Here is a 21718-nt window from a genome sequence, read left to right as displayed (position 1 = left end):
TTATGCGTATTGCTGCTTTTGGGTTCCGTACCCTGCCGCCGGCTAAAGGGGCAGCCGGTGCGGACAAATTTGCTTTAGAACTTTTTCCCCGCCTTGTTAAACGCGGCCACCAGGTAATTGCCTATAACCGTCGTTATCCGGATGTTTTTGTAGATATCAAAGAATATAAGGGCGTTAAGATCAAGACTTTTAAAACCGTCCCCAAATCTGGTTTTGATACGCTGCTCCACTCGTTCAAATGCACCTGCCATATTATTTTTACCAATTCTGCTGATATTGTTCATATCCAAAACGGAGGGAACAGTATTTGGGCACTACCATTAAGACTTTTTGGAAAGAAGGTGTTCATTAGCCAGGATGGTGTCGACTGGAAGCGCGACAAATGGCCGTGGTACGGAAAACTATACCTGAAGATATCAGCCTATATTACGGCGTACTTTCCTAACCAGGTTATTTTTGATAATGTAATTGCCCGGAGGCTTTTTGAAGAGCGCTTTAAAAAGCAATTCGAGTTTATCCCGTTTGGCAGCGAGGTAGAGCCGGTTGCCAATCCGGAAAGTGTATTACAGAAGTTCAACTTGCAAAAAGGCGGATATTACCTGTTTGTGGGTCGCTTTATCCCCGATAAAGGTTTGCACTACCTGATCCCTGCGTTTAAAAAAACAAATACAGATAAAAAGCTTGTACTGATAGGCGGTTCGCCCAATCCGTCTGCTTATGAAAAAGAGATACTGGCCATGGGCAATGAGCAGATCGTGTTTCCCGGATTCGTCTATGGCGAAGACGTAAACGCTTTAATGTTAAATGCTTATTGTTATATCCAGCCGTCTGATGTGGAAGGGCTGTCGCCGGTGGTGCTGACGGTAATGGGGCTTAATGTGCCGTTGATCGTGAGCGATATTGAAGAAAACCAATATGTGGTAAGGGACACTGCCCGGACATTTAGAAAAGGTGATATTGATTCGCTTGCCCAGGAAATCAACTATTGTGAACAACACTACCCCGAGATGCTGCAGTTGGCAGAAAAAGCACAACAACGAGCCTTAAGCGAATTCAACTGGGACAAAGTGACGGACGACCATGTCCGGGTATTTGCAGAGAATTAACGTCCCGCAGCTTTTCTGCAAACATCAATGATCTGGTCGGCAGTTTTTGACCATGAAAAGTCCTCCAGATGTAATTGCCCCTTTTCGATCATTTCCTGCCTTAGCGCATTATCTTCCACAACCAGTTTTATTTTTTCGGCAAGGGCCAACTCGTCATCCGGACTGAAACAAAGTACGGCATCGCCACCAATTTCCGGTAGAGACGAATTATCAGCGACAATTACCGGCAGGCTGTTTTTAAAGGCTTCTAAAACAGGCAGCCCGAACCCTTCATTTAATGAGGGGAATACGTACAACAAAGCGTTTTGATAGAGTTGTTGTATCTCATCATCAGGAAGGTAACCGGTCAAGATCACATCGTTTTCAAGACCGGAGCTTTTGATAGCTTCTTGTATGTGGGTGTAATTCCCCCCTTTATCCGCAGCGGGAGTACCTCCCGCTAAAACCAGTTTCATTCCTTCTGGAAGTGCGCTTTTAGTGGAAGCAAAGGCATTAACCAAAGTGACCAGGTTTTTCCTGGTGTAATAAGCGCCTACATGCAAAATGTATAACGCCGGCTGCAGGTTAAACCTTTCTAGAACTGATTCTGGTAATGAAAGCTTTCCGGTAAAAGATTTTGGCGCTTCATGTACGACCACCAATTTGTCCAGCGGGATGCCCGTATAATAATTGATCTTTTTACGCGCGTGCTCGCTCGGCGTAATTACAAAAGGAGAGCTTTTTGCGGCGGGTATAGCGGTTTGCTTGTACAACCATAACCATATTTTGCCGTAATCCTGAGGTGTCTCAAAAAAGAAGGCGTCGTGGAACACGGGTAAGGTTTTGTAACCCAACTTTAGCAAGGGTGCAAAATTATCTACGCAAAGAACAACATCGCAATGGTTAAAGAAAGCTTTTAAGGGGAGTGTAACCTGTTTCCAGAAGTGGTAGTTGAAATGTTCTATCAGCTTGCCCGCTTTGTGACGATGCTGCCCAGCAGGCAACCAGGAATCCAGGAAGATGAACTTAACCTGTTGATCTGACTTTAGCTTAAACTCGCGGCAAATTTCCTCCAGGTAGGTTTTAACCCCGGTTTTAGCAACCCGTAGTTCGCGGATATCAACACCTATGGTCAGGGGGTTTGCCATGCCTTTATTCCAACTCCTTTTCAGGATGATCGCCTATTCTGCTTTTAATCACTTTTGCCGGTACGCCTGCTGCAATGGAGTTAGCCGGAACAGATTTGGTTATAACGCTCCCTGCCGCGATAACACAACCTTCGCCAATCTCCACCCCGTCTAAAATAGTTACTCCGCCGCCGATCCAGCAGTTGTTACCAATTTTTACACCTTGCCGGGTTAAACCCTGTTCCTTAATCTTTATTTCGGGGTGGGAGAAGTTATGGTTTTCAGAAAAAATCTGGATGTTAGGCCCGGTGATCACATCATCTCCGATCTCTATTCCGCCTTGTCCGCCCAGGTATGCACCGGCATTAATACCTGTCCGGTTGCCGATTTTAATTCCCTTGCCTTTATGCGATACAATGCCCGTAGCAATCAATACAGAATTGCGACCAATGGAAACGTCGTTGCCAAATTCAATGCCTTCGAATGAAAGCGCGTTGATAAAAACGTTGTCTTCCAGGATCAGGTTCTTACCCGCTGTCACAAAGTACTTATGCCTTACCTTAACATGCTGGCCTACAAAAACCAGTCCGGCAGATTTTTTAAAAAAAGGCTTATAGAATAACCCGCGAAAAATCTGCCCAAGTCGCGCATCTGCAATCACCAAAAGATCGCGGAGCGAATGCGTGCTTTCCCACTTATAGTCGGGATCATTCTTCAACTTCCGGATAATTTTCTCAAGCATATAGCGGTTGTTGGGTTAGTTGTGGTTCTTCAGCCGCCGCATATTGCATAATGGTAGATACGAACAGCCCTGATAAAAACCAGTTGAAGTAAGAAATATAAACAGAGGTTTCAAATTCTGAAGTGACAGATGGAATCAGGAAACCAATTTTAATCATGAACACGGCAATACACAATTTACGTTCTTTTCCTTTCAATATCTTCATCCATTTAAGGCCCTGCCGTATAAAGGTAATATAGATAGAAAGATATAACACCAACGCAATAACACCTGCCTGCACACCAATAATCAGGTATTGGTTCTCGCCCCCTGTAACTTCGCCATTTAAAGAGCTGCCTACCCGGCCTGATGCACCTAAGCCCAGCCCCAGGGGGTGAGAGATCAGCGCCATGATACCTTCGGCCCAGGCCACCAGGTGACCTACACTGGAAGGGTTGCTGAAATTTAAGGTGTTTATGGCTACGGCAAGGATACCCTCTGCCTTGTTCTGATAAAACAATAACTGGTAAATCAGGTAGCCCATTACTGCAATTACACTGTAGTTAATCAGCCGGGTGATAGTTCTCCTGTTGGTGAGATACAGGTACAGGTAGATCATGATCAGGTAACTGATGAGCGGCGCGCGCGAAAAAGCAAACGTAATAGAAGCTATCGTTGCGGCAAAGGCGGCAAAACCTAAAGGTTTATAATCTATCTTGTTATCGTCGCGGGTATAAAGCGCCATGATGACGGCGAGTGCGATCAGGGTAGCCCCGGCGTGTTCCAGTGGACTGGTATAGAAGCTGGCGAACCGTTTGTAGCCACCTTCAGACTCAAAGGTGGTGCTAAGGCCGTATTGACCTTCGGGTTCTATATTCAAAAAATAATAGAAATAATCGGCGTAACCGGTGCTTACCTGCAGGTGCTGATAGGTCGCAACTTCATATAACACAATGGCCCCGGCGGCAATCGTCATCAGCATAACGTAGTTAAAATACTTGTTGATGTATACCGAACTGATATTAAACAGCCTGCCCGTAAAATAAACCAGCAGGTAAAAAGACATGCTTTTAAATGCCAGCAGCCGTGCAGTAAACGGTTGTTCGCCGATAGGTAAAATGGCGTAAAGTAGGGTGTAACCCAATAAGGCGATAATCAGCCAGTCTACCAGGTGCAGTTTAGGCCATTTCTTAAGCGTTAAAACGTTAATGGTTAATACAATAAGTACCAGCAGTTCTTTAAAACTTTGAAATATTGGAATTAGTTGTTTGAAGCCCAGAAGAAAGGTAACCGTCATGGCGGTAGTGTATAACGACAGCCCTACGATGATAAAAAACAGGAAGGCCGACTTGTTACCAGACAGAACTTCCCTTAGCGCTACAATAAAGGAAACCAGGTAGATTAATGGAAAAATAAACATTAGCGCTTAACGGTTCTTGTTTCGAGGGTGCAATTTAAGTTTTATTGCGCTAAATCGTCAGCTTTATCATTAGCCCCTGCCATGATTATTGCCTTTGATGTAAAAAGGCCTTCTTTGATACCTTTAATCACCTGTCGCACTTTAGCGAATCTACCCCGCATGGTAAGGTATCCCAACAACCCGAGGATATAACCGCCATGATAAAGCAGATAAATGGGGGTGAAAACTGCCGAACCGTACAATCTTAAAATCCAGATGCGGTTACGGGTAGTATAGTAATGGATCACCGGCCAAAGGTATCCTTCTTTTTGTTTGGTTTTAGTTTTGCCCGAAACACCTGCCTCATGGTAAATTTTATACTGCGGCAGGTAGTAGATGCCGAAACCATTTTCACCCAGCCGGAGCGAAAGTTCGGTATCCTCGTAATACAAAAAGAAACGTTTGTTAAATAACCCGCTTTTAGCCAAAGCGCTGTTCCGGTACATCACACAACACCCGGTTGCCCAGTCGACCGTTTTAATCGCTGTTTCAACTTGCGTTTTCGAATAAACCTTTCCCGTAAATTTATTAAAGTAACATGGCCCGTTCCAAATGTTCGCCCTATCGTGCATCCAGTAAATGGCCGGCTGCACAGCTGCAACGGTTATGTTTTCCTGCAAATAACTGTAAAGTCCACTCACAACATCCTCATTTGTAAGGGTATCGGTATTAATCACTAAAGAATAAGTATAGCCTTCATCGATGCTGATCCGCAGGCCTACGTTGTTACCTTCAGCAAAACCAAGGTTTTGCCCGTTAGCAATAATTCTGTCGCTCGGCAGGGCAGTACGCAAAATATTCAGGGAATCATCCGCCGAACCATTGTCTAAAACAATCACATCAAACAATGAGGTATTGCAGTACTGTTTCAGGGAATTAACGCAGTTGATGGTATAGTCAGGCGTGTTATAATTAACCAGTATTACGGCAACTGCTTTGGGCATTAATTGTAAATGTTACGAGGCCATAAAAGTACAAAAATTAACGGGCTATGTTTGCCACAACCACAGCTGGTACCTGGACTGGCTATAAAACATTTCTTTCGGATAATTGGTATTTCATTCCTCGGCAGCCATCAAAAGTTGCTGATGCTATAAGAGTTTGGATTGGGATGAATACCCTTGGATAGGGCAGGATGTGCTGGTATTCGCCGGGCTTCTTCAATCTTTCTTCAAACTCTTTATTTAAATTTATTGCTCATATTTTCAATATTCATATGGCTATCATCGAACCGGTAAAACAAGATCCCTTAAAACCATCCGTAACCCGTACCTATCCTCTGGGCATCAGGCTTTGGCACTGGCTGAACGCCTTAGTGCTTTCAGGTTCACTGATCACCGTTCTGATCAACAGTACGTTACTTGATCGGCAATCGGCTTCTTCGCTGATTATGTCCGTCGAAACAAAAGGCGGTGCTGCGGTTACTGCAGATATGGCAAAAAATATTGCCCATGAACTGGAAGACAGCGTTTGGGATGTGCATGCTTATATTGGCTTAGCACTGGTTGCACTGTTGATCTTCCGGATCATTTACGAACTGGTTCAGCCTGTTTCGCAATCCTTATTTAAACGCATCAGCCTGGCAAAACTGGCTATGAAAGGTTCGGGAGAAGAACGCCAGCTGGCAAAGCACGACTATTTTGTGAAACTGATCTACGTACTCTTCTATATTGTTTTACTGGTAATGTCGGTAACCGGTACCGCGCTTTTCTTTAAAAGGAATATTGGGCTCAGTAAAGCTTTTTCGCACCAGATTAAAGAAATTCACGGCGCGTGTATGTATGCGGTTATTGCCTTCATTATTGTGCATATAGTGGGTGTGGTACTGGCCGAAAGAAAGGAAAGCAAAGGAATTGTTTCTGATATGATTAACGGGGGCGGAAATTAATCTTCCCCTTCTGTCAGTTCTACAGAATAGCTTCAATATCTGTTTGTAAATTGCGCCTGTTATCACATTATTATATTTAGAATGATCGACAGGATTATTGCTTTCTCTGTTAAAAATAAACTTATCGTTGGCCTGATGGTGCTGCTACTGATTGTGGCAGGTGTATTTTCGGCAACCCGTTTGCCAGTTGACGCTGTCCCCGATATTACTAGCAACCAGGTACTGATTATTACCGTTTCTCCGTCGCTTGCTGCGCCTGAAGTGGAACGCCTGATTACTGCCCCGGCAGAAAGGGTAATGGCCTCCCTGCCCAAGTTGAAAGAAATGCGGTCTATCTCGCGGTTCGGACTATCTAATGTTACCGTAGTTTTTAATGATGATGTAGATATTTACCTGGCCCGCCAGCAGGTAAGCGAGCGGTTGAGCCAGTTAAAAGGAATGATCCCACCCGGCGTGGGCGAGCCAGAAATGGGGCCTGTAAGTACAGGACTGGGCGAAATTTACCAGTATTACGTGGTACCCAAACCCGGATACGAAACACGCTATACCCTTACCGAATTACGCACCATGCAGGAATGGATTGTGCGCCGGCAGTTGCTGGGCGTGCCGGGCGTGGCAGATGTAAGCAGCCTGGGCGGTAAGTTAAAACAGTACCAGGTAGTGGTAGACCCCGAACGGTTAAAAGGCGCAGGCGTAACGCTGGACGAACTGTACAACGCCGTGCAGCAGAATAATGAGAATACCGGTGGCGCATATATCGAGAAAGGCCCGAATGCCTATTATATCCGAACCGAAGGTCTGGCAGAAAATATTGAAGATCTGCGGAATATCCCGGTTAAGAACCTTCACGGCTTTCCGCTGAAGGTGGGCGATGTGGCCCAGGTAAAAGAAGGCGACGCGCTCCGGTTTGGCGCGATGGTAAACAGCAAGTATGGCGAGGTGGCCGGGGCGGTGGTACTGATGCTGAAGGGCGCCAATGCTATGGACGTAGTGGAGCGCGTAAAACAACGTATTGAACAAATTAAAGGCAGGCTGCCAGAGGGTGTTACCATTGTGCCGTACTATCAGCGCAGCAAAATGGTGGGGAATGCCATATCTACCGTCGAACGCAATTTGCTGGAAGGTGCGCTCATCGTCATTTTTGTACTGGTGATCTTCCTCGGGAATTTAAGATCAGGTTTGGTGGTGGCATCGGTGATCCCTTTAGCCATGTTGTTTGCCCTGATTGCCATGAATATCTTTCATGTTTCGGCTAACCTGATGAGTTTGGGTGCGCTAGATTTTGGTTTGATTGTGGACGGTGCGGTAATTATTGTTGAAGGGGTGGTACACCGCTTTAAAGATAAGCTGGGTAACGCTACAGGTGCAGAAATATCAAAAGAAGAGGCGGATGAAGAAGTAAAGCAATCTACTTCACGGTTGATGAATGCCGCCATCTTCGGGCAGGTGATCATCCTGATTGTGTACCTGCCTATTTTAAGTTTGCAGGGTATAGAGGGTAAAATGTTCAGGCCGATGGCAGAAACGGTCGCTTTTGCATTGGTGGGTGCATTTATTCTTTCGCTGACCTACGTGCCCATGATGACGGCGCTAACCGTAAGCAGGAAAACTTCGGATAAGAAAAGCTTTGCTGATAAATTGATGGCCTGGATCCATCGTAAATATGAACCCCTGCTGCTTAAGGCAATCGGCTATCCTAAAATGGTGATCGTGATCGGGGTGGCGCTTTTTGCACTGGCCTTTTTGGTGTTCAGCCGCCTGGGGGGCGAGTTTATACCGCAGTTGGAAGAAGGCGACCTTGCACTGGATGCCCGTTTTCTTCCCGGTACATCCTTAAGCCAAACCATCCGCGGAATGAAGCAGGCTTGTGCCGAACTGAAGAAATTCCCGGAGGTGCAGCAGGTAACCTGCCGTATTGGTTCTGCTGAAATTCCTACAGACCCGATGTCGCTGGAACAGTGCGACATCTTTGTAACGCTGAATGAAAAGTCTGACTGGAAAACCGCGCATGATTACCCGACTTTGCAAGATACCATGAGTAAAAGATTGGCACAGATCCCCGGTTTAAATGTCGGGGTGGAATATCCTGTACAGATGAGGTTTAACGAGCTGATCTCTGGTTCTAAACAGGACGTGGTGGTGAAGATATTTGGCGATGATCTGCAGCAGTTGGCGAAGTTGTCTGGTAAACTCACCAGCATCATCAGCCACGTAAGAGGAGCCGCCGATGTGACGCCCGAGAAGATTGTTGGTTTGCCGCAGATGGTGATCCATTACAACCGGCCCCAGATGGCACAGTACCATGTAAGCATTAGCCAGGTGAACCATATTGTTAACGCGGTATTTGCCGGCGAAAAGGCAGGAAATATTTATGAGAACGAGCGCCAGTTTGATGTGGTGCTTCGCCTGGCCGACTCGGCACGGGCCAACCTGGATAATATCGGGCAGTTGCAGGTAGCAACTTCAAACGGGCAGGTGCCGTTGCAGCAATTGGCTACAATTGGTATTAAGGAGGGTCCGAACCAGATCCAGCACGACGATGGGGAACGCCGGATATCGGTTTCGTTTAACGTGCGTGGCCGCGACGTGCAAAGCGTGGTAAAAGATTTACAGCAGCAAGTGGGGCAGAAGTTGAAGCTTCCTGCGGCTTATCACATCGAGTACGGTGGCCAGTTTGAAAATCTGAATTCCGCTAAGAGCAGGCTGGCTATCGCTGTTCCGGCCGCTTTATTCATCATATTTATCTTGTTGTTTTTTGCCTTTGGCCAGCTCCGCGAAGCCCTGATCGTATTCTCTGCTATCCCATTAGCGGCTACCGGCGGGGTCTTTGCACTTTGGCTGCGGGGGATGGATTTCAGTATTTCTGCCGGTGTGGGCTTTATTGCTTTGTTCGGTGTGGCGGTATTGAACGGCATTGTGTTGATCAGTGAATTTAACCGATTAAAAACGGAAGGCGAAACCGATGTAACAGAACGCATAAAGAAAGGGACCAACAACAGGCTGCGGCCGGTACTGATGACGGCTACCGTGGCATCGCTCGGTTTCCTGCCGATGGCGGTATCCACCCATGCAGGCGCAGAAGTTCAACGTCCGCTGGCTACGGTGGTTATCGGCGGGCTGATTACTGCTACCCTGCTTACGTTGGTGGTGTTGCCTGCGCTTTACCGGCAATTTGCGGCAAGCAGATCTTCTAAAGGAAAAGGGGGCGCTGCCGCCGCAGTTATCGCGATATTGCTTTTAATGATAAGCACATCTACGCGGGCACAAGCGCCGATAGGTAAGCCGGTAAGTGTAGCAGATGTGGTTGGCCAGGCCCTGGCTAATAATAATTATTTGCGTGCGGCGCAGAACCAAACCTTTGCCTCTAAAGCCAATGTGGGTACCGCCTTTGAACTACCGAAAACACAGGTGAGTTATGATATTGGCCGCATTAATAGCCCTTATACAGATAGCCGTATTGGAGCCGTGCAGACTTTGTCTTTACCTTTTTATTATACTTCGCTCCAAAACCTTTTACAAGCAGAAAGCAGCCTGACCGCTATCCAGGAAGAGATCATTAAAAACCAGGTGGCTTACCAGGTACGCGACATTTATTTGCAGGTTGCTGCTAACCTGGCAAAACTTAAATTACTGGATAGCCAGGATTCGGTTTATCGAGAGGTGATCCGGTTGGAACAACTGCGGTTTAAGTTAGGCGAATCATCGCGGATTAATCTTACCAGTGCGGAAGCAAATGCCGCGCGGCTAAAAAATCAACGCAGGTTTATAGAGGGCGAGATCAGTCAGCTTCAAAACAGATGGCAGACATTGCTTAATACATCCGAAAAGTATCTTCCGGAAGATGCCGCGCCGCCGAAATGGTATAAGTCGATGCTTCCGGATTCTAATGCCGCGCTGCGCCACCCTGAAGTAAACCAGGCAAAACAACAAGTAGTAGTGAGCGATTTCCGGATCAGGAATGCCAAGGCCCGTGCATTACCAGAAGTGGTGCTGGGTTATAATAATCAAAGTTTTGCCGGTGCAGATCCGCGTAATAGCAATTATAACCTTACCCGCAGCGATCGATTTTCGTCTTACTTATTTGGTGTGAACATCCCTCTGTTCTTTAAGCCTTATAAAGCAGCTATGAAGGCAGCTTCGTACCAGCAAAAAGCTTCCGTCTATACCTGTTCTGCTAAACAGGCAGAATGGCTTAGCCAATGGAAGCAGGCTGCTGAGCGCTACAAGCAACAACTACAAGCCTTAACTTATTACGAAAGCGCCGCCGCTACCCAGGCAGATGAACTGGTACGTACAGCGACCTTGTCTTTCAAAAACGGTGGCATCAGTTACTTGGAGTGGGCTAACTTTTACAGCCAATCGGTTCAGCTACGTACAGAACGGATCGACGCTTTATTACAATTAAATCAGTCAGTAAATACCTTATGGTATTATCAGAACGAAACAGGAAAGCCATGATAAAAAGCTACAATTATATATTAATACCGTTAACATGTTGTTTGCTTGCCTGTAGCAGCAAAAAGGATAATCAGCAAGAAGCCGGTCAGTCGCAACAGGCAAAATCTCCGGGAAATAGCATTACGTTTAATACCGAGCAGTATAAAAACGGGGGAATAGATACCGGCAAGTTACCGAGCAAAGAACTGGTGACCGAAATACACGTAACCGGCAAGGTTGACGTGCCACCGCAAAATATTGTCTCTGTAAATGTGCCCATGGGCGGCTTTTTAAAGGGAACAGGTATGTTACCGGGCCGTCCAGTACGCAAAGGGCAGGTGATTGCCCAGATAGAAAACCAGGACTACATCACCATACAACAAGACTACCTTACTGCCGTAAGCCGGATGGCCTTCCTGAAGCAGGAGTTGGATAGGCAAAGGGAACTGAGCCGCCAGCAGGCCAGTCCGCTGAAGCTGTACCAGCAAACCCAGGCAGATTATAACAGCGAGCAGGCACAAGCAGCCGGTATGGCGCAAAAGCTGCGTTTACTGGGCATCAATCCGCAAAAGCTTAACGCCGGTAATATCAGGTCTGTAATTAACATCATTGCGCCGATATCTGGTTTTGTATCCCAGGTTTTCGCCAATGTGGGTAAGTATGTCAACCCATCGGATGTGTTGATGGAGCTGGTAAGTACCGACGATATCCACGCGGCGCTAACCGTCTATGAACAAGATATTCCTAAAATAAAGATCGGCAGTAAGGTGAATATTACTTTGCCGAGCATACCCGATAAAACCTACCCCGGTGAAGTGATTCTGATTGGCCGGATGTTGGATACCAGCCACAGCGTACTGGTGCACTGCCACTTCTTAAAGGCCGACCAAAATTTGCTGCCCAATATGTTTTTGCAGGCTTCGATACGAACAAAACCACACGTTACCCAAGTATTGCCAGATGAAGCCCTTGTTAATTACGAAGGGAAAGACTATGCCTTTCTGGCAAGTAAACAAAACCAACAGGTGCGTTTTAACATGGTGCCGGTAACTATTGGTGCCAAACAGGGCGGCTGGAACGAAGTGAACTTCAACAAGCCCGAGTTTGCACAGCAAACCCTGGTTTTAAAAGGCGCATTTGCTATCCTTTCGGCTATGAAGAATGCGGGCGGAGATGAATAAAGAATATTAATTAAATATCTGTCTGACAGTTATTCATGTTTTGATTTTTTAATCCTTACTTTAACCTTTTGATGGACGGTTTTGGCCGACTGGTCTTCCATGGCTGCAAGCAGGTAAACCAGGCTTGCCGTTCCATCCATAGTGGGTTCATTGGTGCTGTAGTCGCCAAAGTCATCATGGTAAACCGCTAGGTCCGATTGAAAATCGGCATAGGTATCATCAGTATACAGTTTCAATCCTTTAAGGCCTCTGAAAATAGAGGTATACACCGGGCCATCTACCAAAGCGCCATCCAGCGGGTAGTTACACAGATGCGATAATGACGAATGAGGGTGTTGAGGGGTATCGCCATTGGCAGGTAAGCCGTAGATCATGCTTTTACCCCATGGGTTACAACCTAAAAGCCAATCCACGCAAGCCTGTTCCAATTCCTGGTACGTATTATCGCCACTCATCTTTCGGTACAGGTAGCATTGAATAGCAAAGGAAACCGTAAGGTTGTTAGAGCACCAGATGAACGGGACGCCCCGGTAGAAAGCATTGTGCTTGGCCTTTTGCCAAACGCGTTCGATGCCTCGTTTATAGTAACTGATCATCAGTTGCTTCTTATTGCCTTTAGATGCGTTGCCGATTTCGTAGTGGCCAAAGTTGTGGAACGGGTACCATTGGTAATGCCGCGCGGTATCTGCACCCATCCATGGCGTTACTTTTTCTGTATTTCCGTAACCGAGCGCGCTGGTCAGATACTGCGTTTGCCCGGTTAGCTGGTAAAGCATAGCGGCGCCGAGTTCCATATCGTCCACCCAGTTGTCTTCCTCATAAAAATAGGGGGCAAGGTTAGGGGCTGTTTGCGCTACCCCTGGTTTGGCAAGCCCATACTGATAAGCCGACAAAGCCTTTTGCTTTAGTAATTGCGAAAATTGTTGGTCTTTATGGTGATAAAGCATTGAACCCAGGGCAAATGCGCTGGTAAACTTCCCTGCGGTAGATGCCGTTCCCGTTGCGCGGTTTTTATATTTACCTAATCCCTGCGGCGAGCCGGTGAGGAAATAAACGGGTCTGCCGTTGCCTTTGCCATACCCATAATCTACAGAATCTTTAGTCGGCAGGCGAAACCCGGAGTGATCGCGGTCGTCGGCCAACTGGTTGAACATCCAGTCGGCCCGTGGATGCATTTTCATTAACCAGTCAAGCCCCCATTTTCCTTCATCCAGTACATCTGGTACGCCGTTTTTACCTTCAAGGCCATTACCCTGATACTGATCTGTAAATACCCCAGGGAAATCATGATAGGCCGCTAAGAGGTGAAAGGTGGCATTCGCCGATGTTGTTGCATATTGCAGGTAATCAGTAGCGTCATGCCAACCGCCGGATACATCGATATGCGTGCCGTCCGGCACCGGGCCATAGATAACGTAACCATCTTTAGTGTGGCAGGAGTCTTTTAAGAACGGGTTGAACCCGCTTCTTTGCTGTCTCATGTAACGAAGGGTGAAATCTGCGGCGCCTTTATAATTTTTATTGGAGATTACAAAGACAGGGGAAGTAGTTGTCCCAACCTTAAGATAATACCTGCCCGCTTTTTTAAAACTTGTAAAAGACAACCGGTAGCAGGAAGCGAAAGGCCCGTAATGGCCAAAGTCTTTCCCAAGCTTTGCCCTGAATACCGGTTTAGAAGTGGTGGCATCTATCAGTTCGAAATAGGGTTCGTCTGCTTTTACCTGCTTGGAGGCAAGTACCGCTACTTTTGTTCCGCCGGTAGGGTATCCCAACTGGTTGATGCGTATCCAACTTTGCCGTCCTGTTTGTGCCGATGCCTGCAATGATGCAAATATCAGGAATGCCATTACAGCCAACAGGCAGCAACGGGTTTCACGATCAACTTTTAGATAATTCGATCTGTACTTGAAGAACATATTATACAGGTAAGCTTCGGTGTCTGGCGAAATTGGTAAACGCCGACAATCCAAAACTACCCATATTTTATGTTGTTTCAAGTAACATCCTTATCGACATTCGGCTTAGCCTACCGGTAACGCGAAACTAAATGAACTACCTTCGCCAATGGCGCTTTCTACCCAAATCTGACCGTTTTGTGCCTCTATAAACTCTTTCGAAATGGCCAGACCTAACCCTGTTCCAGATTTGCTGCTACCATCGGCGGGGATACGGAAATAGCGTTCGAATAGCCGTTTCTGGTACTGCTCGTCTATGCCTTTGCCAAAATCACGAACTGAGAAGATCAATTTGCTGGCCTCTGCTTTTACGCTGATGATGATCCGCGACTTTTCATGGCTATATCTTAGCGCGTTGGATAACAAGTTGACCAGTACCCAGGCTGTTTTATCGGTGTCGGCATGTACCTGGGGTAAGCCTGTTGCGGCTTGCACTTCCAGCTTTACCTCTTTTTGCTCGGCCTGGAATTTTACGGTGTCTATCGCGTAATCTAATATCTTCAGCGGGTCGATAGCCGAGATATTCAGTTTAAGATTGCCTGTTTCTACCTGCGAAAGATCCAGCAGCTCGCTGCTGATCCGCAACAGACGGTCGCAGTCGCTTTTGATATTAGACACCAGCCCTTGCTGCTCTGGATTTAAGGCGCCTATACGCTCGTCATTCAGCAATTGCAGGCTCATTTTGATAGATGACATCGGCGTTTTTAACTCGTGCGAGATGGTAGCGATGAAATTACTTTTTGCTTCGTCACGTTCTTTAAATTCGGTAATGTTCCTTAGAATAATTACTTTCCCTGCCGATACAGAAGCTTGCCGTAAGGCATTGTCTTTATTAGCCTGAAGATTCGGGATATTGATTTCGCGGCTTTCTACCTTAAAGAAAGACTCCTTTTCGTTTGCGTAGATCTTCAACGGTTTTAAAATATTTTCCGTGCCGATGATGCTCTTCAGCAAGTCGTTCCGTTTAGTGAGTAAGTGGATGGGTTGGCCGGTAACTTCTGCCTTTTGCAGGTTGAAGATGGTTTCTGCCGCCTGGTTGATAAACAGGATCTGGTCTTGTTCATTCAGCCCGATAATGGCATCCTGCATTTGCTCAATGATGGTTTCTATACGAAGCTTTTCAGATTTCAGTCCCGCAAGGTTGCTGTTTTCCCATTCGTTCAGCCGCTCTGCCATCTGGTTAAAGGCAGCAGCAACGTCGCCGAACTCATCGTCTTTATCGAAATTCAAGCGCTGGCTGTAGTTTTTCTCACCGATTTCACGGATACCATCCTGCAGTAATTTTAGCGGCCCTGCTATAAACCCTGGGAAATTTACACTGAAGCTGAGCAATACCAGGAAGGCAAAGGTGCCTGCCATGCTAAGGTAGAGTGTAGCTTTTTTTACGGAGGACATCGCCGCTGCATTTTTCCGGACAATTGCGTTCATGTTCAGCGTTTCTATCGTACGCAGGTTTGCTCTTATGGCTTTCAGTAATTGCGGAGATGAGGGGCTTTCTGATGACAATTGATCAAAGGCTTCCCTAACTTGAAGTGTCGCTTCTTTTTCGCCTGCTTCTGTAATGTTTTTCTCTTGCTTTGCAAGCTCGCGGTTAAATTGCTGAAGCACATTTTTCTCAAACGGCGCGGCGTTTTCATCCAGTAGTGCGCGCATGTTTTTGGTATAGTTCAGCGTCTCGTAATTATCTTTCAGGATCACTTTTGCGCTGGCTGAAATCACCTGGATATAGTACAGCGCAGTTGCGCCGAAGAATATCACTACGATAAACAGGAAAGCAAATCCTAAGCGAAGTTTGGTTTTGATTTTCATTTTAATCATCTTTTAAGTTAACGGATCACGACAGGATCACAAGATCAGTACTGGTATGCGCCAGTTGTTTCAGCATCTGGTTAAATGCCGCCGTTTTAAGGATCACCTGTAACAGGCTGATGTGCGGTTTCCCCATACAGATTGTTGTAATTTCTTTTTCTTCGGCTACAACTAAAATGGTTTGGATGATGTCGTTGCTTTTCAGCCGCAACACCTCTGCACCCAGTTCTGTAGCCAATTTTAAATTGTTGATCAGGTGCCGTTGTTTATCTAATTTAATACGGTCGCCGCTTTCGTTTGGCGTCTGAACGTAAAGTACAATCCACGAAGACTGATAATAGGAAGCCAGGCGCGCAGTTTTACGGATCACTATTTTGGCCGTCTCTGCATTTGACGAGATACACGCCAGGAACCGCTCTTTTCGAAGTTTGATCTGCCTCGGAACCACCACATCTATCTTGCGTTCTACATAGTGTGCTACTTCTTTCAATGCAAGTTCGCGCAATTGCAGGATTTTATCTGCCTGGAAAAAGTTGCTCAGCGCCTGTTCTACCTTAGCTTTATCGTAGATCTTTCCATCTTTCAAGCGCTCGATCAGCTCATCCGAGGTCAGGTCGATATTCACGATCTCATCAGCTAATTCCAGTATTTTATCCGGAATACGCTCGGTAATAGCGACACCTGTAATTTTCTCAACCTCTTCATTCAGGCTTTCCAGGTGCTGGATGTTTACCGCCGAGATGACGTTGATGCCGGCCTCCAGCAGGTCGACCACGTCCTGCCAGCGTTTTGTGTTTTTACTGCCTGCTACGTTGGTATGGGCAAGCTCATCCACAATTACTACTTCTGGGTGGGTGTTCAGGATGGTTTGCAGGTCCATCTCTTCTAATTCTTTACCCTTGTAGAATATTTTACGACGGGGAATTACGGGCAGCCCATCCAGGGCCGCGAGTGTTTCTGCCCGGTTATGGGTTTCTACATAGCCAACCTGCACATTTATTCCATTACGCTGAAGCCCTTTTGCATCATGCAGCATCCGGTAAGTTTTACCCACACCTGCACTCATGCCGATGTAGATCTTAAACTTTCCCTTCCTGGAGGTTTTCACCAGGTCGAGGAAAGATTTTACAGATGGGTCTGTCTCTTTACTTTCCATGTCGTCAAAAATCTAAAACCTTTGAAAGGGGGCACCTGGTGCCCCCTTAGCATGAGTCCTCTCAATCAACCAAAAACACATGCTGTACCTTAGCTACTACCGGCTTTCGGCGTATAGCTCTTTTATTTTGTAGCTGTGCGACAGATTATCGTAAGTTGGTAGTTCATCGTCTGATTTAAACTCTGCACTAAGCTCATTCCTGAAGTGCTGGTTCTTACTGAACGTACGGCAGAGATTATTTACGCTTAGGGGTTGAATTTCAGAACCAACCAGACTGCTGAAATAGTAAAGTTTGGTTACAGCCGGTCCTTTTACCTGTTGCACGGCTTTGTTGCAGGAATAGAGGTAGAAGCCGGTGGTATCTATAACCCGGTAGGCTTCATTGTTGAAAAACCGGTAATCGCTGTTATCAGCATCGCGGTAGCCGTAAACTTCATTTTTAGCTAAGGTGAGCTTTTTGCCGCCGACTATAACGGTAATGTTTTTGCCGCCTAAAAATTCATGAAAGTAAATATGGTCCTGGCTATCTGCATAACTTAATTTGTGATTAAGATAGTCGGCTTGTGTAAGGTATAACCCAACATGACCTTTTGTTTGCGCTTCTGTTTTCAGGGTGAAAAACAGAAGCATTATCAATAATACATTTAGCGTTTTCATAATGAAACTTGTTTTAAATGATTAGAAACGGGTAATTAAGGCAACAATAACTCTGTTTTCAGAATTTACCAGATCTGGAGTAAATGAGCCTGTATTTGGAATATATGAATTAGGGTTGAAAGAAGTAGCAGGGTTAGCCTGGTAACCGGTTGGACCTGTTACACCACCTTTGCCTGCAAAGTAAGGCACGTTCATAAAGCGGTGTACGAGTTCAAAACGAACGGTCATCCAGTTGCTTGGATTGTAATCAAAACTGGTAGAGGCGTCCCAGCCAGACATTTTAGAGCCAGGTGTTGATGCCGCCAGGAACCCGTCTGTAGCTTGTCCCGGAGGCACTAAAGCCAGGTAACGGCTTGGGTTGCTCATGAAGCCGCCGCCGATAGTCCAGCCCCATTTCATTTCGTTGCCGAACCAAAGGCGGTTATACGCCATCGCGCTGATGAAGTTCGATGCGTTTTTGCCGAACGGGCTGTAGGTGACGTTACCCGGTGCAGTACCATTCTGGAAGCCAAAGTCTGCTGTTAACGTAAAGGCGGCACGCTTAATACCAGGACCTTTTTTGTTTGAAGCATCGAAATACAGGTGCTGGAACGAGTTGTCTGTATGGTAGCGTTTTACACCCGGTGCGCCTGCCACATCTGTACCAAAGTAGTTGTTGGTGATAAATGACGTACGCGGACTTGGCCTGGTGTTAACAGAAAAGCCGATGCCTGGCATTTTGTTAAACATCCCGTATGATTGCCATCCGTTGATGATCCAAAGCTCTACCTTGGTTTTTAATGAAGGGAACAACTGGGCACGGATACCATTAAAGAACCATGGGGTATTGTCTGAAGTGTAGGAAGGCTGATAGCTCCAGTTCTCAAAGTTGTTATAAGAGAACATACCGATGTAAGACATGAAAATACCCATATCTATGTTCAAGCCTTTCATCACGTTGAAATGGTAACCGCCGTAAGCCTCGCTTAAATACCGGTAAGCATCCGGCAGGTCGTATTGCCCACGGTAGCCGCTATAGTCGTTCCGTGGAACAACAGTAGAGCGGGTGCCAAACTGTGTCATGATACGGCCGCGTACGTTTTCATAGTGAAAATCACCGCCGATACCCACAAATGAGATGTCGACTTCGCGGTTACGTGCCAGCGCAGTTGAACCGGTAACGGTATTATCGTTAGGGTTGTGGTTAGACTGGGTGTAGTTCATGTCGAAAGTGAAATCCCCTGTAAAGAATTCATTGTCGATCAGTTTCTTGTTTTGGCGGTTTTGTCCGTTAATCCACGAAAAGTCAGCATAACTTAACGGCTGAACATCGTCGACTTTTTTGGTGGTGTCCTTTTTAGCGGCATCTGGTGTTTGCGCATAAACAGCTGTGGTAATGCCGGACAGTAAAAGCACCGGTAGCAATAGTTTTTTCATTTTAAAAATATTTCAAGAAGTATGAGTTTTTAGTTGTTTTAAGCGGGGTATCTTAAATTATTAGTCTTTATTTCATTTGGTCTAAAGCCACATTTAGCTTCAGTACGTTTACCCTTGCACCCGGGCCGAACAATCCCCAAAGTGGTTTCTCGGTTTGTGCGGCAATAAGGTCATTCAGTTTTTGCTCGTCCAGATTGCGGACCTGTGCCACACGTTTTACCTGTATTAAAGCGGCGTTAAGCGAAATATCCGGATCAAGGCCGCTGCCGGAAGCCGTAACCAGGTCGGCAGGGATATCATTCCGTTTTAGGTAAGGGTGATATTTCAGTAAGGTATCCACGCGGTTGTTCACCTCTTTCAGATAGTCGGGATTGGTTGGGCCTTTATTTGAACCTGCAGAACCGGCTGCGTTATATTGAACGGCAGAAGGGCGCCCCCAGAAGTATTTAGGTTTGTCGAACTTCTGTGCTAAATTGGCATAACCCACCACTTTGCCGTTGAGGCTGATTGTTTCGCCGTTGCCATTTCCATTAGAGAATTTACCGGCAAAGGCAATAAAAGCAGGGTATAAGATACAAAGCAGTATGGTGAGTACTACGGTAAGCCTGATGGCTTGAACGATGTATGATTTCATGATTGACCTCCTCTAAATCTCCTCCTGAAGGAGGAGACTTTAACTTTTTTATATAATGGAATAATTTTATTTAGCCCTTTTTAATAATGGTTAAGGGCAGATCGGTTTTTAGATAAACAGTGCGACTACCAGGTCTATTAATTTAATGCCGATGAATGGCGCGATAACGCCGCCTAAACCATAAATCAGCAGGTTTCTGCGCAGCAACGAACTGGCACCGATAGGTTTGTATTCCACGCCCTTTAACGCCAGCGGGATCAGTAACGGGATAATGATGGCGTTGAAGATGACGGCAGAAAGAATAGCGCTTTCCGGGCTGTGCAGTTTCATGATATTGATGCTTTGCAAAGCAGGAATAGAAGCAATGAACAGTGCCGGAACAATGGCGAAGTATTTGGCAACGTCATTAGCGATAGAGAACGTGGTGAGCGTACCGCGGGTAATCAGCAATTGCTTGCCGATCTCCACAATCTCGATCAACTTGGTGGGGTCGTTGTCCAGATCTACCATGTTACCTGCTTCTTTTGCAGCCTGTGTGCCGCTGTTCATGGCCACGCCAACGTCTGCCTGGGCAAGGGCAGGGGCATCATTGGTACCGTCGCCCATCATGGCTACCAGTTTACCACTGTTTTGCTCCTGCTTAATGTAGTTCATCTTATCTTCTGGTTTGGCTTCGGCAATGAAATCGTCTACACCGGCCTTTTCGGCAATAAATTTGGCTGTTAACGGGTTGTCGCCGGTCACCATCACTGTTTTTACGCCCATTTTGCGCAGGCGGTCAAAACGTTCGGCAATGCCGGGTTTAATAATATCCTGTAGTTCTATTACACCAAGCACTTGCTCATTCTCTGAAACGACTAATGGGGTGCCGCCGTTAGATGAGATGATCTTCACCCTTTCGGCTGTTTCATCAGGGAACTTGTTCCCTGCTTTTTGTACAAGGTTGCGAATAGAATCAAAAGCGCCTTTGCGGATGCGTTTACCATCCGGGGTGTCAATACCGCTTGAACGGGTTTCGGCAGTGAATTTTATAAAGGTGACTGAAGCCCCTCCCAAACCTTCCCCAGTAGGGAGGGCTTTGTATTGATTGATCAGTTTTTCGATTTCGCGCGGAGATTCCCCCTTGTCATTAAGGCTCAATTCAATAATCGATTTGCCCTCCGGTGTTTCATCAGAAAGGGACGATAGCACGCAGGCTTTGATCATCTCCGCCTGGTTAATGCCGGGCGCCGGCCAGAACTGAGTGGCTTTACGGTTACCAATGGTGATGGTTCCGGTTTTGTCCAGCAACAGGGTGTCAATATCACCAGCTGTTTCTACTGCTTTACCAGATTTTGTTATCACATTGGCACGCAGAGCCCTGTCCATCCCTGCGATACCAATGGCTGATAACAGACCACCAATGGTGGTTGGAATTAAGCAGACGAATAAAGAAATAAGCGCTGCTATGGTAATAGGTGTTTTAGCATAATCTGCAAAGGGTTGCAGTGTCACGCAAACAATAATAAAGATCAGTGTGAAGCTTGCCAGCAGGATGGTTAAGGCAATCTCGTTAGGTGTTTTCTGCCTTGACGCACCTTCTACCAGTGCAATCATTTTATCCAGGAAGCTTTCGCCTGGCTGGGTGGTTACCAATACCTTGATACGGTCTGAAAGCACTTTAGTGCCACCGGTTACGGATGATTTATCGCCCCCTGCCTCGCGTATCACGGGCGCAGACTCGCCGGTAATGGCCGATTCGTCGATGGTAGCCAGGCCCTCAATAATTTCCCCGTCGGTAGGGATGGTGTCACCTGCCTCGCAGTAAAATACATCTCCTTTTTTAAGGCGGCTGGATGATACAACAGCCGTGGTGCCGTCTTCGAATATCACATTTGCAGGTGTGTCTTCGCGGGTTTTACGCAGGCTGTCTGCTTGTGCCTTTCCACGTGCTTCGGCAATGGCTTCGGCAAAGTTGGCGAATAATACAGTGATCAGCAGTATGAGGAATATGACGAAGTTATAGGTGAACGAACCCTGACCGTGGTTGGTTAAGCTGTAAATGCTTACTGCCAGCATAATTACCGTACCCACTTCTACAGTAAACATCACCGGGTTACGGAGCATTACTTTAGGGTTCAGCTTGATGAAACTTTCTTTGAGTGCTGTTTGCACTAAGGCAGGTTCAAATAATTTATTTGATTGAGCTTTCAT

15 protein-coding genes are annotated in these 21718 nt (G+C 46.4%); 4 read left to right on the top strand and 11 right to left on the bottom strand.

Features of this window, described 5'->3' with window-relative positions; genetic code table 11:
• Positions 1–2: 2 nt before the first annotated feature.
• A complete protein-coding gene (locus MUY27_RS08770) occupies positions 3–1106 on the top strand; it encodes a glycosyltransferase family 4 protein (RefSeq protein WP_245129630.1) in 1104 nt (367 codons plus the stop codon).
• Here MUY27_RS08770 and MUY27_RS08765 read toward each other — a convergent pair.
• From MUY27_RS08765 to MUY27_RS08750, 4 genes are read right to left on the bottom strand one after another with little or no spacing between them, the layout of a single operon-like run.
• Positions 1103–2233, bottom strand: coding sequence for a glycosyltransferase family 4 protein (locus MUY27_RS08765; RefSeq protein ID WP_245129629.1), 1131 nt, complete (start codon positions 2231–2233; stop codon positions 1103–1105). The genes MUY27_RS08770 and MUY27_RS08765 overlap by 4 nt on opposite strands.
• Before the next feature lie 4 nt (positions 2234–2237).
• Positions 2238–2954 carry an acyltransferase gene (locus MUY27_RS08760; RefSeq protein ID WP_245129628.1) on the bottom strand — a complete coding sequence of 239 codons (717 nt, stop codon included), beginning with the start codon at positions 2952–2954 and terminating at the stop codon, positions 2238–2240.
• On the bottom strand, positions 2947–4353 hold the full coding sequence (locus MUY27_RS08755; RefSeq protein ID WP_245129627.1) for an O-antigen ligase family protein: 1407 nt from the start codon (positions 4351–4353) through the stop codon (positions 2947–2949). Before MUY27_RS08755 ends, MUY27_RS08760 begins: the two co-directional genes overlap by 8 nt.
• Before the next feature lie 41 nt (positions 4354–4394).
• Positions 4395–5336: a glycosyltransferase family 2 protein gene (locus MUY27_RS08750; RefSeq protein WP_245129626.1), complete on the bottom strand. Its 942-nt coding sequence runs from the start codon at positions 5334–5336 to the stop codon at positions 4395–4397.
• Between the two features lie 272 nt (positions 5337–5608).
• On the opposite strand from MUY27_RS08750, the gene MUY27_RS08745 reads away from it, so the two are divergent.
• The 3 genes from MUY27_RS08745 (at position 5609) to MUY27_RS08735 (ending at position 11898) form a co-directional block, all read left to right on the top strand.
• Positions 5609–6280: a cytochrome b/b6 domain-containing protein gene (locus tag MUY27_RS08745; protein ID WP_245129625.1), complete on the top strand. Its 672-nt coding sequence runs from the start codon at positions 5609–5611 to the stop codon at positions 6278–6280.
• A gap of 81 nt (positions 6281–6361) precedes the next feature.
• Positions 6362–10738 carry a CusA/CzcA family heavy metal efflux RND transporter gene (locus tag MUY27_RS08740; RefSeq protein WP_245129624.1) on the top strand — a complete coding sequence of 1459 codons (4377 nt, stop codon included), beginning with the start codon at positions 6362–6364 and terminating at the stop codon, positions 10736–10738.
• A gap of 41 nt (positions 10739–10779) precedes the next feature.
• Positions 10780–11898, top strand: a complete 1119-nt coding sequence (locus MUY27_RS08735; RefSeq protein WP_245129623.1) for an efflux RND transporter periplasmic adaptor subunit — start codon at positions 10780–10782, stop codon at positions 11896–11898.
• 29 nt (positions 11899–11927) lie between these two features.
• Here the strand turns inward: MUY27_RS08735 and MUY27_RS08730 are convergent, their stop codons facing one another.
• The 7 genes from MUY27_RS08730 to kdpB form a co-directional block, all read right to left on the bottom strand.
• Entirely contained in the window at positions 11928–13814 is a 1887-nt protein-coding gene (locus tag MUY27_RS08730; RefSeq protein ID WP_245129622.1) for a glycoside hydrolase family 9 protein, read from the bottom strand.
• Positions 13815–13919: 105 nt separating this feature from the next.
• Positions 13920–15662 carry a HAMP domain-containing sensor histidine kinase gene (locus MUY27_RS08725; RefSeq protein ID WP_245129621.1) on the bottom strand — a complete coding sequence of 581 codons (1743 nt, stop codon included), beginning with the start codon at positions 15660–15662 and terminating at the stop codon, positions 13920–13922.
• Between the two features lie 25 nt (positions 15663–15687).
• Positions 15688–16818, bottom strand: coding sequence for a sensor protein KdpD (locus MUY27_RS08720; protein WP_245129620.1), 1131 nt, complete (start codon positions 16816–16818; stop codon positions 15688–15690).
• 96 nt (positions 16819–16914) lie between these two features.
• The gene (locus MUY27_RS08715; protein ID WP_245129619.1) at positions 16915–17475 is read right to left on the bottom strand and encodes a hypothetical protein; all 561 of its coding nucleotides are present in this window, start codon (positions 17473–17475) and stop codon (positions 16915–16917) included.
• 21 nt (positions 17476–17496) lie between these two features.
• The gene (locus MUY27_RS08710; RefSeq protein WP_245129618.1) at positions 17497–18891 is read right to left on the bottom strand and encodes an outer membrane beta-barrel protein; all 1395 of its coding nucleotides are present in this window, start codon (positions 18889–18891) and stop codon (positions 17497–17499) included.
• A gap of 67 nt (positions 18892–18958) precedes the next feature.
• The gene (locus MUY27_RS08705) at positions 18959–19525 is read right to left on the bottom strand and encodes a K(+)-transporting ATPase subunit C (protein ID WP_245129617.1); all 567 of its coding nucleotides are present in this window, start codon (positions 19523–19525) and stop codon (positions 18959–18961) included.
• 108 nt (positions 19526–19633) lie between these two features.
• Positions 19634–21718, bottom strand: coding sequence for a potassium-transporting ATPase subunit KdpB (gene kdpB, locus MUY27_RS08700; protein WP_245129616.1), 2085 nt, complete (start codon positions 21716–21718; stop codon positions 19634–19636).

It is taken from the genome of Mucilaginibacter straminoryzae (assembly GCF_022953055.1).
Lineage (GTDB): Bacteria > Bacteroidota > Bacteroidia > Sphingobacteriales > Sphingobacteriaceae > Mucilaginibacter > Mucilaginibacter straminoryzae.
This window is presented reverse-complemented; position numbering and strand designations above follow the sequence as displayed.

Excerpts from the sequence above, each read along its gene's own strand:
- MUY27_RS08770 (WP_245129630.1), top strand. The coding sequence starts at position 3 with ATGCGTATTGCTGCTTTTGGGTTCCGTACCCTGCCGCCGGCTAAAGGG.
- MUY27_RS08765 (WP_245129629.1), bottom strand. The coding sequence starts at position 2,233 with ATGGCAAACCCCCTGACCATAGGTGTTGATATCCGCGAACTACGGGTT.
- MUY27_RS08760 (WP_245129628.1), bottom strand. The coding sequence starts at position 2,954 with ATGCTTGAGAAAATTATCCGGAAGTTGAAGAATGATCCCGACTATAAG.
- MUY27_RS08755 (WP_245129627.1), bottom strand. The coding sequence starts at position 4,353 with ATGTTTATTTTTCCATTAATCTACCTGGTTTCCTTTATTGTAGCGCTA.
- MUY27_RS08750 (WP_245129626.1), bottom strand. The coding sequence starts at position 5,336 with ATGCCCAAAGCAGTTGCCGTAATACTGGTTAATTATAACACGCCTGAC.
- MUY27_RS08745 (WP_245129625.1), top strand. The coding sequence starts at position 5,609 with ATGGCTATCATCGAACCGGTAAAACAAGATCCCTTAAAACCATCCGTA.
- MUY27_RS08740 (WP_245129624.1), top strand. The coding sequence starts at position 6,362 with ATGATCGACAGGATTATTGCTTTCTCTGTTAAAAATAAACTTATCGTT.
- MUY27_RS08730 (WP_245129622.1), bottom strand. The coding sequence starts at position 13,814 with ATGTTCTTCAAGTACAGATCGAATTATCTAAAAGTTGATCGTGAAACC.
- MUY27_RS08725 (WP_245129621.1), bottom strand. The coding sequence starts at position 15,662 with ATGAAAATCAAAACCAAACTTCGCTTAGGATTTGCTTTCCTGTTTATC.
- MUY27_RS08720 (WP_245129620.1), bottom strand. The coding sequence starts at position 16,818 with ATGGAAAGTAAAGAGACAGACCCATCTGTAAAATCTTTCCTCGACCTG.
- MUY27_RS08715 (WP_245129619.1), bottom strand. The coding sequence starts at position 17,475 with ATGAAAACGCTAAATGTATTATTGATAATGCTTCTGTTTTTCACCCTG.
- MUY27_RS08710 (WP_245129618.1), bottom strand. The coding sequence starts at position 18,891 with ATGAAAAAACTATTGCTACCGGTGCTTTTACTGTCCGGCATTACCACA.
- MUY27_RS08705 (WP_245129617.1), bottom strand. The coding sequence starts at position 19,525 with ATGAAATCATACATCGTTCAAGCCATCAGGCTTACCGTAGTACTCACC.
- kdpB (WP_245129616.1), bottom strand. The coding sequence starts at position 21,718 with ATGAAAGCTCAATCAAATAAATTATTTGAACCTGCCTTAGTGCAAACA.